13 protein-coding genes are annotated in these 11782 nt (G+C 69.6%); 9 read left to right on the top strand and 4 right to left on the bottom strand.

Annotated features, from left to right (window positions below):
* On the top strand, positions 1 to 546 hold a 546-nt coding region (locus BST44_RS10720; RefSeq protein WP_208619769.1), incomplete at its 5' end, for an RDD family protein.
* Positions 547 to 593: 47 nt separating this feature from the next.
* A complete protein-coding gene (locus BST44_RS10715) occupies positions 594 to 1754 on the top strand; it encodes a cystathionine gamma-synthase (protein WP_083177096.1) in 1161 nt (386 codons plus the stop codon).
* Positions 1755 to 1795: 41 nt separating this feature from the next.
* Here BST44_RS10715 and greA read toward each other — a convergent pair whose 3' ends face one another.
* Together greA and BST44_RS10705 are read right to left on the bottom strand one after the other, a co-directional pair.
* Complete coding sequence (greA, locus tag BST44_RS10710) at positions 1796 to 2290, bottom strand: transcription elongation factor GreA (RefSeq protein ID WP_083177095.1); 495 nt, start codon at positions 2288 to 2290, stop codon at positions 1796 to 1798.
* Between the two features lie 221 nt (positions 2291 to 2511).
* Entirely contained in the window at positions 2512 to 2937 is a 426-nt protein-coding gene (locus BST44_RS10705; protein WP_083177105.1) for a DUF4307 domain-containing protein, read from the bottom strand.
* 114 nt (positions 2938 to 3051) lie between these two features.
* On the opposite strand from BST44_RS10705, the gene mca reads away from it, so the two are divergent.
* From mca to BST44_RS10685, 4 genes are read left to right on the top strand one after another with little or no spacing between them, the layout of a single operon-like run.
* Positions 3052 to 3924 carry a mycothiol conjugate amidase Mca gene (mca, locus tag BST44_RS10700; protein WP_083177094.1) on the top strand — a complete coding sequence of 291 codons (873 nt, stop codon included), beginning with the start codon at positions 3052 to 3054 and terminating at the stop codon, positions 3922 to 3924.
* The gene (locus BST44_RS10695; protein ID WP_083177093.1) at positions 3921 to 4229 is read left to right on the top strand and encodes a hypothetical protein; all 309 of its coding nucleotides are present in this window, start codon (positions 3921 to 3923) and stop codon (positions 4227 to 4229) included. Before mca ends, BST44_RS10695 begins: the two co-directional genes overlap by 4 nt.
* Entirely contained in the window at positions 4216 to 6252 is a 2037-nt protein-coding gene (locus BST44_RS10690; RefSeq protein ID WP_083177092.1) for a thioredoxin domain-containing protein, read from the top strand. The genes BST44_RS10695 and BST44_RS10690 overlap by 14 nt, the downstream gene beginning before the upstream one ends.
* Before the next feature lie 11 nt (positions 6253 to 6263).
* On the top strand, positions 6264 to 6635 hold the full coding sequence (locus tag BST44_RS10685) for a nuclear transport factor 2 family protein (RefSeq protein WP_083177091.1): 372 nt from the start codon (positions 6264 to 6266) through the stop codon (positions 6633 to 6635).
* 8 nt (positions 6636 to 6643) lie between these two features.
* Here BST44_RS10685 and trhA read toward each other — a convergent pair whose 3' ends face one another.
* A complete protein-coding gene (gene trhA, locus BST44_RS10680) occupies positions 6644 to 7420 on the bottom strand; it encodes a PAQR family membrane homeostasis protein TrhA (protein WP_083177090.1) in 777 nt (258 codons plus the stop codon).
* Between the two features lie 154 nt (positions 7421 to 7574).
* Here trhA and BST44_RS10675 point away from each other — a divergent pair, with 154 nt between their 5' ends.
* From BST44_RS10675 to BST44_RS10665, 3 genes are all read left to right on the top strand, one after another.
* The gene (locus tag BST44_RS10675) at positions 7575 to 8363 is read left to right on the top strand and encodes a (2Z,6E)-farnesyl diphosphate synthase (RefSeq protein WP_083177089.1); all 789 of its coding nucleotides are present in this window, start codon (positions 7575 to 7577) and stop codon (positions 8361 to 8363) included.
* A gap of 166 nt (positions 8364 to 8529) precedes the next feature.
* A complete protein-coding gene (locus tag BST44_RS10670) occupies positions 8530 to 9900 on the top strand; it encodes a hypothetical protein (RefSeq protein WP_083177088.1) in 1371 nt (456 codons plus the stop codon).
* Between the two features lie 429 nt (positions 9901 to 10329).
* Complete coding sequence (locus tag BST44_RS10665) at positions 10330 to 10755, top strand: hypothetical protein (RefSeq protein WP_083177087.1); 426 nt, start codon at positions 10330 to 10332, stop codon at positions 10753 to 10755.
* Between the two features lie 3 nt (positions 10756 to 10758).
* Here the strand turns inward: BST44_RS10665 and coaA are convergent, their stop codons facing one another.
* Positions 10759 to 11697: a type I pantothenate kinase gene (gene coaA / locus BST44_RS10660; RefSeq protein WP_083177086.1), complete on the bottom strand. Its 939-nt coding sequence runs from the start codon at positions 11695 to 11697 to the stop codon at positions 10759 to 10761.
* Between the last annotated feature and the right edge of the window lie 85 nt (positions 11698 to 11782).

Raw genomic sequence — 11782 nt, 5'->3', positions numbered from 1 at the left:
TCCGGTGGGTACGCGCCGCCACCGCCCGGCCCGGCAATCCGGACGTTGCCGACGGAGTCCTACACGCCGTGGCTCACCCGGCTGGTGGCCTTCATCATCGACATCCTCCCGTACGCCGTCGTGCACGGCATCGGCACCGGCATCCTGGTGGCCACGCAGCAGACGTCCTGCATCACCGACGTCACGCAATACTCCGTCAACCAGTACTGCGTCACGCAGAACTCGACCCTCGGCCTGGCGGCGCAGTGGCTGGCGTCGCTGATCGGGCTGTTCTATCTGATCTGGAACTACGGCTACCGGCAGGGCACCACCGGGTCGAGCGTCGGCAAGTCGGTGATGAAGTTCAAGGTGGTCAGCGAGGTCACCGGCCAGCCCATCGGTTTCGGAATGTCCGTGGTGCGGGCTCTCGCGCACTTCGTCGACGCCATCATCTGCTTCATCGGTTTCCTTTTCCCGCTGTGGGATTCCAAGCGTCAGACGCTGGCGGACAAGATCATGACGACGGTCTGCCTGCCGCTCGACGGGACCGAGCCGCAGCCGGGCTAGTCGTGCGGTCCGGTTGTCGAGGGGTCGGTCGCCTAGGCTGATCGACGATGAGCGCCGACCACACCGGACACTTCACCGGACTCGCCACCAAAGCGATTCACGCCGGCTACCGGCCGGATCCGGCGACCGGGGCGGTCAACGCCCCGATCTACGCCAGCAGCACGTTCGCCCAGGACGGCGTCGGCGCGCTGCGCGGCGGGTTCGAATACGCGCGCACCGGCAACCCGACGCGGGCCGCGCTGGAGGCCTCGCTCGCGGCGGTCGAGGGGGGCGGCTACGCGCGGGCCTTCGGTTCCGGCATGGCCGCCACCGACTGCGCGCTACGGGCGATGCTGCGGCCCGGTGACCACGTGATCATCCCCACCGACGCCTACGGCGGCACCTTCCGGCTGATCGACAAGGTGTTCACGCAGTGGGGCGTTCGCTACACGCCGGTGGCGCTGTCCGACGTGGACGCCGTCCGCGCCGCGATCACGCCGCAGACCCGCCTGATCTGGGTGGAGACACCGACGAACCCGCTGTTGTCGATCGCCGACATCGCGGCCCTGGCCGCGCTGGGCAAGCAGTCGTCGGTCAAGGTGTTGGTGGACAACACGTTCGCCTCGCCCGCGCTGCAGCAGCCGTTGACGCTGGGCGCCGATGTGGTGCTGCATTCGACCACCAAGTACATCGGCGGTCACTCCGACGTCGTGGGCGGCGCGCTGGTCACCGACGACGCGGAATTGGACGCGGCCTTCGCGTTTCTGCAGAACGGTGCGGGCGCGGTGCCCGGCCCGTTCGACGCCTACCTGACCATGCGCGGCCTGAAAACGCTGGTCCTGCGCATGCAGCGACACAGCGAAAACGCTTGGGCCGTAGCGGAATTCCTCGCCGGTCATCCCGCGGTGAGCGCGGTGCTCTACCCCGGCCTGCCCGGCCACCCCGGGCACGACGTCGCGGCCCGGCAGATGCGCGGCTTCGGGGGGATGGTGTCGGTACGCATGCGCGGCGGCCGGCAAGCCGCCCGGGATCTGTGCGGGCGCACCGAAGTGTTCATCCTGGCCGAATCGCTCGGCGGCGTCGAGTCGTTGATCGAACACCCCAGCGCCATGACGCACGCATCCACGGCGGGTTCACAACTCGAAGTGCCCGACGACCTGGTGCGGCTGTCGGTCGGCATCGAAGACGTCGCGGACCTACTGGCCGACCTCGACCAGGCGCTGCGCTAACACCCGCAAACGGGAGGTGCCCCGGTTCGCGGGTGCGGCGGTCAGGAGTGGTACGGCTCCGCGCTGAGCAGCGTGACCTCGACGGTGTTGCCGTTGGGCACGACGTAGCTTCGGGTCTCGCCCACCTTGGCGTCGATCAGGGCGCCGCCCAGCGGCGAGTTGGGTGAGTACACCTCGAGCTTGCCGTCGTTGACGCCCTCCTGGCGGGTGGCGATCAGGAACGTCTCGGTGTCGTCCTTGTCGCCGTTGTAGTAGACCTTGACCACCGAACCGGGCAGCGCCACGCCGGACTGCTTGGGCGCCTCGCCGACCTTGGCGTTGTTGAGCAGGTCCTGCAGCTGCCGGATGCGGGCCTCCTGCTGGCCCTGCTCTTCGCGGGCGGCGTGGTATCCGCCGTTCTCGCGGAGGTCGCCCTCTTCGCGGCGGTCGTTGATTTCCGCGGCTATGACCGGACGATTCGCGATCAACTGATCGAGTTCGGCCTTCAGCCGGTCATGCGACTCCTGGGTCAGCCAGGTCACCGAAGTGTCCGTCATCTCGTCGTGCTCCTCATGTTGTCGTTCCGCGCAACCGCGTAAGCCTGTTATCCCCGCCGCCGGGCGTATCCGGGTCTTCTCCCCGTGTGCTGCCGATCCGTTGTGCTCACGGCCATAATGCAGCAATACACGGTCCCATCAGGAACCGTGCATTCACCCATGTTACCACCGCGCAAACAATTGATGACCCCAAATTCGCAGTTCGGCTGTTGATCGCGCGGTCAGGCGGGCCGCAAATAGCCGGGCACGTCGGTGCCGCACCCGTAGATGTCGGCCATCACCGGCGGTTTGCTGGACTTCACCGTGGTGGTGAGCTGCACCGTGGCCGCCGCGGACGGCGGGACCAGCACTTCCCGCCTGCCCGACTCGCTGCCGTCCTTGGCCCGCACCCGCACGATGCAGTCCACCGGCCGCGACGGATCGGACCGCGTCACGCTGATCGTTACCGACACCGTCTGGTCGTCGATCAGTTGATAGCCGGCCAGCGTGCCCGCCACGGGGCTGGTGCCCAGCCGGTGGTAGCTGACGGCGGCGATCACCACACCGGCCGTGACGACCAGCGCACCGAGCGCGCCGATGACCCAGCGCCGGGGCACGCGCGAGCGCCCGTAGCGGGCCTCTGGACGCGGAGGGGAGGTATCGGTCATCGCCGGGTATGCCTGTGTGGTCGGCTGCCGGACACCGGCCGGCAGCATGCAACGATCTGAAGAACTGGAATTATAGATTCGCAACCGGCGACCAGCAGACCGACAAGGGGGCACGTGAGCGAACTGCGGTTGATGGCGGTGCACGCCCACCCCGACGACGAGTCCAGCAAGGGCGCGGCCACCCTCGCCCGCTACGCCGACGAGGGTCACCGGGTGCTGGTGGTGACGCTGACCGGCGGCGAGCGCGGCGACATCCTCAACCCGGCGATGGACCTGCCCGAGGTGCGCGGCCACATCGCCGAGATCAGGCGCGACGAGATGGCCAAGGCCGCCGAGATCCTCGGCGTCGAGCACACCTGGCTCGGCTTCGTCGACTCCGGCCTGCCTCAAGGGGACCCGCCGCCCCCGCTGCCCGAGGGATGCTTCGCCCTGGTGCCGCTCGAGGAGTCGGTGGAGGCGTTGGTGCGCGTGGTCCGCGAGTTCCGCCCGCACGTGATCACCACCTACGACGAGAACGGCGGCTACCCGCACCCGGATCACATTCGCTGCCACCAGGTTTCGGTCGGCGCCTTCGAGGCGGCCGGGGACTACCGGCGCTTCCCGGACGCGGGCGAGCCGTGGACCGTGTCCAAGCTGTACTACATCCACGGGTTTTTGCGCGCCCGGATGCAGCTGCTGCACGACGAGGCCGTCAAACACGGTCACGAACCCCCGTTCAAGAAGTGGCTCGAGCACTGGGACGCTTCCCACGACCCGTTCGAGTCCCGGGTCACCACGCGCGTCGAATGCTCGGCGTATTTCAGCCAGCGCGACGACGCGCTGCGGGCCCACACCACCCAGATCGACCCCGAGCACGATTTCTTCGCCGCGCCGATCGAGTGGCAGCAGCGCCTCTGGCCGACGGAGGAATTCGAGCTGGCGCGCTCGCGGGTCCCGGTGCGGCTGCCCGAGGACGACCTGTTCGCCGGAATCGAGGGTGACAAGTGAACCGCCTCGTCCTGACGGCGCGTGCGCTGGCGGACGGCGCACCGCAGCACACCGGCCCGGACTTCGGGAAGGCCAGCCCCATCGGGCTGCTGATCGTCGTGTTGCTGTTGATCGCCACGCTGTTCCTGCTGCGATCGATGAACAAGCAACTGAAGAAGGTGCCCGAGTCCTTCGACCCCAAGCACCCCGAACCCGACCAGGCCGCCGACGAGGGCACCGACGCGGTCGACGAAGCCGACGGACAGCCCCCGGACCGGGCGAACGGACCGGAGCGGGCACCGGGACCCGGCGATGAGCCCGGCTGACGCCGCCGCGACCAACACCCTCGGGCTGGCCACCAGCCCGTATCTGCGCCAGCACGCCGAGAACCCGGTGCACTGGCAGCAGTGGACCCCGCAGGCGCTCTCGGCCGCGGCCGAACGCGACGTGCCGATCCTGCTTTCGATCGGCTACGCGGCCTGCCATTGGTGTCACGTGATGGCCCACGAGTCGTTCGAGGACGACGAGGTGGCCGCCGCCATGAATTCCGGATTCGTCTGCATCAAGGTCGACCGGGAGGAACGCCCGGACCTCGACGCCGTCTACATGAACGCCACCGTGGCGCTGACCGGGCACGGCGGCTGGCCGATGACGTGCTTCCTGACCCCGGACGGCCGGCCCTTCTTCTGCGGCACCTATTACCCCAAAGACGGCTTCCTGCAACTTCTTTCGGCGGTATCGGCCACCTGGCGCCAGCGTCGCGGCGAGGTGGAGCAGGCGTCCGACCAGATCGCCGGCGAGCTGCGCGCGATCGCGGACGGGCTGCCCTCCGGGGGGCCGCGCGTCGCGCCGGAGCTGTGCGACCACGCGGTCGCCGCGGTCCTCGCCGACCAGGACGCGGTGCACGGCGGGTTCGGCGGCGCACCGAAATTCCCGCCCTCGGCGGTTCTCGAGGCTTTGCTGCGCAACTACGAGCGCACCGGGTCGGCGGCGACGCTGGAGGCGGTCGAGCGCACCGGCAACGCGATGGCCCGGGGCGGCATCTACGACCAGCTGGCCGGCGGGTTCGCCCGCTACAGCGTCGACAACGCCTGGGTGGTCCCGCATTTCGAGAAGATGCTGTACGACAACGCGTTGCTGCTGCGCGCCTACGCGCACTGGGCGCGGCGGACCGGGGATCCGTTGGCGCGCCGGGTGGCCGCCGAGACCGCGCGCTTCCTGCTCGACGACCTGGCCGACGGCGCGATGTTCACCTCGTCGCTGGACGCCGACGCCGACGGCCGCGAAGGCTCGACGTATGTCTGGACGCCCGAACAGCTCACCGAGGTGCTCGGTCCCGACGACGGTCCTTGGGCCGCAGACCTTTTCGCGGTCACCGCGTCCGGCACCTTCGAGCACGGTTCCTCGGTGCTGCAATTCCCCGCAAGCGGCAGCGGCCCCCAGCCCGCCGATTCCGACGACCCGCAACGGCTGGAACGTGTCCGGGCCGCGCTGCTGGCCGCCCGGCTCACCCGGGCCCAGCCCGGGCGCGATGACAAGGTCGTCACGTCCTGGAACGGCCTGGCGATCACCGCGCTGGCCGAGGCCGGCCTGGTCCTGGACGAACCGGGGCTGGCGCGCGCAGCGCGGGACTGCGCGGCCGCGCTGCTTCGCCTGCACCTCGTCGACGGGCGGCTGCGCCGCGCCAGCCTGGGCGGGGTGGTCGGCGACAGCGCCGCCATCCTCGAGGACCACGCGATGCTGGCCACCGGGCTGCTCGTGCTCTACCAGCTGGACGCCGACGCGGCCTGGCTCACCGCGGCGACCGGGCTGCTCGACACGGCGCTGGAACACTTCGCCGACCCGCAGCGGCCCGGCCGCTGGTTCGACACCGCCGACGACGCCGAGCGGCTGATGCTCCGGCCCGCCGACCCGCTGGACGGCGCCACCCCGTCGGGCGCGTCGTCGATCGCCGAGGCGCTGCTGACGGCGGCGCACCTGGTGGGGGGCGACCGCGCGGAGCGGTACCTGCGGGCGGCGGCCGACGCGCTGGACGCGCATTCGGTCCTGCTCGAGCGCGCGCCGCGGTCGGCGGGACACTGGCTGGCCGTGGCCGAGGCCGCGGTGCGCGGGCCGCTGCAGATCGCGGTCGCCTGCGACCCGTCGCGGTCGCCGCTGCTGGCCGATGCGCGACGGTTGGCGCCTGGCGGGGCGATCGTCGTGGGCGGGGAAAAGGACTCGTCGGCGCTGCTGGCCGGCCGGGACCGGGTGGCCGGCGTCGACGCCGCCTACGTGTGCCGCGGCCGGGTGTGCGACCTGCCGGTCGCCACGACCGAAGACCTCGCGGAGGCGCTCGCCGCGCCACGGTAGCGTGGGGTTTCATGCCGAGCGCCGAACACATCACCGACACGGTCAACCGCTACATCGAACTGGTCGCCAAGGGCGGCGCCGACGAGTTGGTCGAGCTTTATGCCGACGACGCCACCGTCGAGGACCCCGTCGGCGGCGAGGTGCACATCGGCCGCCAGGCGATCCACGGCTTCTACTCGGCGGTCGAGGACGTGCAGCGCGAATGCGAGCTGGTGACGTTGCGGGTCTCGGGCAACGAGGCGGCCTTCCATTTCCGCCTCACGATCACCGCGGGGGAGCACCGGATGGTGATCGAGCCGATCGACGTGATGGCGTTCGACGAGGACGGCAAGGTCGCCCACATGAAGGCGTATTGGTCAGCGGCCGACGTCACGCACGGGTAGCCGTCGGGTCAATGCAGCCACGCCTGCTGGCCGACGTAGAACACCGCGAACCACATGGCGATGTAGTGCAGGATCGCGGCGACCACGGTGAAGGCGTGGAAGAACTCGTGGTAGCCGAACGTCCTGGGCCACGGGTCGGGCCAGCGTAGCCCGTAGAAGATCCCGCCGACGCTGTAGAACACCCCGCCGACGGCCAGCAGCACCGTCGCCGCCACGCCGGCCTTGTGCAGGATCGTCGGGCAGTACCACACGGCCACCCACCCCAGCAGCAGGTAGAGCGGCACGCCCAGCCAGCGCGGCGCCGTCGGCCAGCACACCTTCAGCAGGATGCCTGCCAGCGCGCCGCCCCACACGATCCACAGCACCTCGACCCCGGTCTGTTGCGGCATGGCCAGGCGGGCGAACGGGGTGTAGCTGCCGGCGATGAACACGAAGATCATCGAGTGGTCGAGCCGTTTCATGAGGTTCCGGGCCGCCCCGGACTTCCACTGCACCCGGTGATAGGTGGCGCTGACGGCGAACATCGCCACCGTCGCCGCCGCGTAGACCAGCGTCGAGTGACCGGCGCGCGGCGAGGACGCGGCCCACGACACCGACACCAGGGTGGCGCCGGTGATGATCGCCAGCCACGCGGAGAAGAAGTGGATCCAGCCGCGCATCCGCGGCTTGGTCAGGACGTTGGTGGCACCCTCGACCAGTTGGTCGACGGTGTTGCCGGGGGTGATGGCCTCGGAATCTTCGTCCGAACGCTCCGGATTTGCAGACGTGCTCGTCTGGCTGCTCATGTCTCCTGTGCCCTCGTCTTGCAGGTCGGGGAAGTGCCAGTGCGGCTCAACGTCAACAGTAATCGCCGACGGTCACGGGCGGGTCTCCGCGGACGGTGACATCGCCGGGATCGGAGGGACGATTTTGGCGCAGGTCACAGTAGGCTGAATCTCCGTGGAAATTATTCCGCCGCGCCTCAAAGAGCCGCTTTACCGCGTCTACGAGCTGCGGTTGCGGCAGGAGCTGGCCTCCTCCAAATCGCACCTGCCCCGCCACATCGCGGTCCTGTGCGACGGGAACCGGCGGTGGGCGCGCGACGCCGGCTACACCGACGTCAGCTACGGCTACCGGATGGGTGCGGCGAAGATCGCCGAGATGCTGCGCTGGTGCCAGGAAGCCGGCATCGAGATGACCACGGTCTACCTGCTGTCCACGGAGAACCTGCAACGCGATCCCGACGAACTGGCGGGACTGATCGAGATCATCACCGACGTCGTCGAGGAGATCTGCGCACCGGCCAACCGCTGGAGCGTGCGCACCGTCGGCGACCTGGAGCTGCTCGGCGAGGAGCCGGCCCGGCGGTTGCGCGGCGCGGTGGAATCGACGCCCGTCGTGGCGTCGTTTCACGTCAACGTCGCGGTCGGGTACGGCGGCCGGCGCGAGATCGTCGACGCCGTGCGGGCGTTGCTCAGCAAGGAACTGGCCAACGGCGCGTCCGCCGAGGAGTTGATCGAGGCGGTCACCGTCGACGGCATCTCCGAAAACCTCTACACCTCAGGGCAGCCCGATCCGGACCTGGTGATACGCACGTCGGGTGAGCAACGCCTCTCCGGGTTCCTGCTGTGGCAGAGCGCGTACTCGGAGATGTGGTTTACCGAGGCGCATTGGCCCGCGTTCCGCCGGGTCGATTTCCTGCGGGCCCTGCGTGACTACAGCCAGCGGCACCGTCGGTATGGGAAGTAGCCGAGGGACTTAGCGGGTCGGCACGCTTCGGATTCCGTGCTGATCGCAAGCGCGGCGGAGGCGGGCGCAGCGGGTCGGCACGCTTCGGATTCCGTGCTGATCGCAAGCGCGGCGGAGGCGGGCGCAGCGGGTCGGCACGCATCGGACTCCGTGCCAAACTGGGTGCATGGCTGCGCTCTCGGCGGTGGTGTTCGCGCTGAGCGGCTGGCTGGGGCTGTACCTGCTGGCCCGCGATCCGCGCAAGCCGGTGCTCGTGCTGGCGGCGATCGGGTTGTGCGGCTTCGCCGTCGTGGTGGCGCTGGATGCGGTGCGCTCCGCCAGCCCGGCCTGCGCGCACCTGCTCAGTCGCGCCGAGATCTACCTGGTGACCGTTCCCGGCGTGGCGTGGTTCGCGGTGCTCATCGAGCTCTCCCGGCCCGGTGACGCGGAGAGGGGGCGCGCCCGCGAACTGTTGCTCGTCGCCGGCGTCGCGGCGCTGACCCTGTTCGGGGCGGCGCTGGCCGGCAGCGTGGACGGGCCGTTGCGGGCGGGCCACTGGCTGATGTTTGCGGTGATCTCGCTGTCCACGTTCGGCGCGATGGCCGTCGCGTTGCGGCAGCCCCGCCGGCCGCGGTCGGCCGTCGGGCTTGCCGTCGTCGCGACCCTGTTCTTTGCGCTGGGCAATGCCATCCTGATCATTCCGCTGGGCCTGGTCCCCAGCTGGGTGGCGCTCGCGTCGACGAGCATCGACGTCCTCTGCCTCGGCATCGCCGTCGCCCTGTGGGACGCGTTCGACGAGGGCCAGGCGTTGCGCGCCGACATGCTCCGCTCGTTCGCCGGCTCGGCGGCGGTGGCCACGCTGTTCGGCGCCCAGGCGCTGATCGGCCTGGCGCTGACCCGCGACGACCCCGGCGCGCAAACCGCGCTGACCGTGCTGCTGTTCACCAGCCTGGCGGTCGCGATCGCCGTTCAGGTGCTCGCGGACCCGCTGGCCGGGGTTCTCGACCGGCTGGCGTTCGCGAAATCGCCCGCGCTGCGGGAGGATCGGGCGGCGCTACGGAACACCGGGGCGGCGCTGCCACTGCGGTCGGTGGATCCGCTCGACCACGTCGACGACGTCACGTTCGCCCGGCTCACCCGCCGCGCCCTGGGGCACTACGGCGATCTGAGCAAGCTCGTCGCCAGCCCGTTGACCGCGCTTCCCGTCATCGACGCGCGGCTCGCCGCGCGAGGCGCGCCCGACCATCCGCTGGAGCGGGCCAATGAGCTGAAGGCTGTTCTCGCGGAAGCGATCGGGCGGCTCAAACCCCGGGACGCCGGTGACTTCGGAACCACCGAGCAGTGGCGCCACTACAACTCGCTGTATTTCCCCTACGTGGTCGGCGTGCGCGCCTACGCGCAGAACGCCACCGCCGCCGGGCTGGATCCGACCGCGCGGCAGGCCTGGCAGTGGTTGGTCACCGAGGTCCCCCAGCGCTCGCTGCACAACTGGCAGAACGCCGCCGCCCGGCTGATCGCCGCCGATCTGCGCGGGCGAGTCCCGGTGGCCAGCGACTAGCCCCGAGCCCGTTCGGCCCGTCCGTCATTTCTCGTGTGGCAGTACGGCCGCCTACGCGGCGAGCGCACGCGCTTCGAGCGTGCGCCGAGGGCTTTCGGTGTGCGCTGCGGGCGAGAAATCCGCCCAACGTCCACCCTGGACGCACACTCAAAGCCGTGAGCGCACACGCGCAAGGCGAGGCGCGCACACGCGCAAGGCGAGGCGCACACCGCCGCGTCTCGAAGGACTGTGTTACTGCTGGGGCTGCTGAGCGCCAGACTGGCGTCCGTCGAATAACAATTCCGATTCGGCCCCGCAACCGGGAATAGCCGGGTGAACGCGCTGGTCTTTGTATCCGTGGCAGTAGTTGGCAGTGCCACGAGTCGATATGGCAGTGCACCGGCAGGACGCTGAAGTTCGACCCAATTCGCCATCGCGAGGAGTAATCACATGATGTATGCATCTGGCGCCCCCGGCCTGCACACCCGCCCCCTGTACGACGCGACCGACTCGCTGCTGCGTTTCGCCATGCGCGCCGACGCCACGTTGACGGGCCTGTGCGGTCTGGCCATCGCCTTTCTCGCCGACCCGCTTTCGTCGATGACGGGCCTGACCTCGCTGCAGGAGTACAGCCTGGGCGCCTTCTTCGTGCTCGGTGGCCTGGCCGTGTTCCTGCTCGCGGCGGCACCGAACCTGCGCCGGGTCGGAACCGGCGTCGTCGTGGCCAACGTCGTGTTCACGCTGGGTGCGATCGTGGCCGCCGAAGCGCTGCCGTTGTCCGCGACCGGGATTGCCGCCACGCTGGCCGGCGGCGTCTACACCGCGGCGTTCGCCGGGCTGCAGTACCTGGGGGTGCGTCGCCTCGCGGCGGCGTGACCTCTACAGCTTGCGCAGCCGGAGCCGGTTGATCGAGTGGTCGGCGTCCTTGCGCAGCACCAGGGTCGCCCGCGGACGCGTCGGCAGGATGTTCTCGACCAGGTTCGGCCGGTTGATGGACCGCCAGATCTCGCGCGCCGCGGCGATCGCCTTGGTGTCGCCGAGGGCCGAGTAGTGGTGGAAGTGTGACTCAGGGTCGGCAAATGCGGTGCCGCGCAGCGACAGGAACCGCGAGACGTACCACTGCTCGATGTCTTCGATCCGGGCGTCCACATACAGCGAGAAATCGAAGAGGTCCGACACCATCAGGGTCGGGCCGGTCTGCAGGACGTTGAGCCCCTCCAGGATCAGGATGTCGGGATGGCGGACGACGTGCTTGGCCCCCGGGATGATGTCGTATTTCAGGTGCGAGTAGACCGGCGCGCACGCGTAGTCGGAACCCGACTTCACCGAGGTCACGAAACGCATCAGGGCCCGGCGGTTGTAGCTCTCCGGAAAGCCCTTGCGATGCATCAGGTTTCGCCGGTCGAGCTCGGCGTTGGGATAGAGGAAGCCGTCGGTGGTCACCAGGTCCACCCTGGGGTGATGATCCCAGCGGGCGAGCAGGGCCTGCAGGACACGGGCGGTGGTCGACTTGCCGACCGCGACGCTGCCGGCGACACCGATCACGAACGGCACCGGCCGGTCCGGATTCTGTTGCGGTTCGCCGAGGAATTCCGCGGTGGCGGCAAACAACCGCTGACGGGCGGCGACCTGAAGGTGGATGAGCCGCGCCAGCGGCAGGTAGACCTCTTCGACCTCGAGCAGGTCGATCTGTTCGCCGAGACCGCGCAGGCCAACCAGTTCCTCTTCGGTCAGCGCCAGCGGCGTCGACATGCGAAGCGCGCGCCATTGCTTCCGGTCGAACTCCACGTAGGGGCTCGGCTCGCTAAGCCGCGGCATAGTGCAAGTGTTGCAGGGGCGGACGCGCGCCCGACGGCTGGGCTGGCTAAACCGTCGCTGGATAGACTGGCGCCGTGACTGCTGC

The organism is Mycobacterium scrofulaceum (assembly GCF_002086735.1).
Taxonomy (GTDB): domain Bacteria; phylum Actinomycetota; class Actinomycetes; order Mycobacteriales; family Mycobacteriaceae; genus Mycobacterium; species Mycobacterium scrofulaceum.
Note: the sequence above shows the minus strand (reverse complement) of the source record. Positions and strands in the feature narration are given on the sequence as shown.

What these genes read in the sequence shown, in the direction of transcription:
- BST44_RS10715 (WP_083177096.1), top strand. Translation starts at nt 594, where the DNA reads ATGAGCGCCGACCACACCGGACACTTCACCGGACTCGCCACCAAAGCG.
- greA (WP_083177095.1), bottom strand. Translation starts at nt 2,290, where the DNA reads ATGACGGACACTTCGGTGACCTGGCTGACCCAGGAGTCGCATGACCGG.
- BST44_RS10705 (WP_083177105.1), bottom strand. Translation starts at nt 2,937, where the DNA reads ATGACCGATACCTCCCCTCCGCGTCCAGAGGCCCGCTACGGGCGCTCG.
- BST44_RS10690 (WP_083177092.1), top strand. Translation starts at nt 4,216, where the DNA reads ATGAGCCCGGCTGACGCCGCCGCGACCAACACCCTCGGGCTGGCCACC.
- BST44_RS10685 (WP_083177091.1), top strand. Translation starts at nt 6,264, where the DNA reads ATGCCGAGCGCCGAACACATCACCGACACGGTCAACCGCTACATCGAA.
- trhA (WP_083177090.1), bottom strand. Translation starts at nt 7,420, where the DNA reads ATGAGCAGCCAGACGAGCACGTCTGCAAATCCGGAGCGTTCGGACGAA.
- BST44_RS10670 (WP_083177088.1), top strand. Translation starts at nt 8,530, where the DNA reads ATGGCTGCGCTCTCGGCGGTGGTGTTCGCGCTGAGCGGCTGGCTGGGG.
- BST44_RS10665 (WP_083177087.1), top strand. Translation starts at nt 10,330, where the DNA reads ATGATGTATGCATCTGGCGCCCCCGGCCTGCACACCCGCCCCCTGTAC.
- coaA (WP_083177086.1), bottom strand. Translation starts at nt 11,697, where the DNA reads ATGCCGCGGCTTAGCGAGCCGAGCCCCTACGTGGAGTTCGACCGGAAG.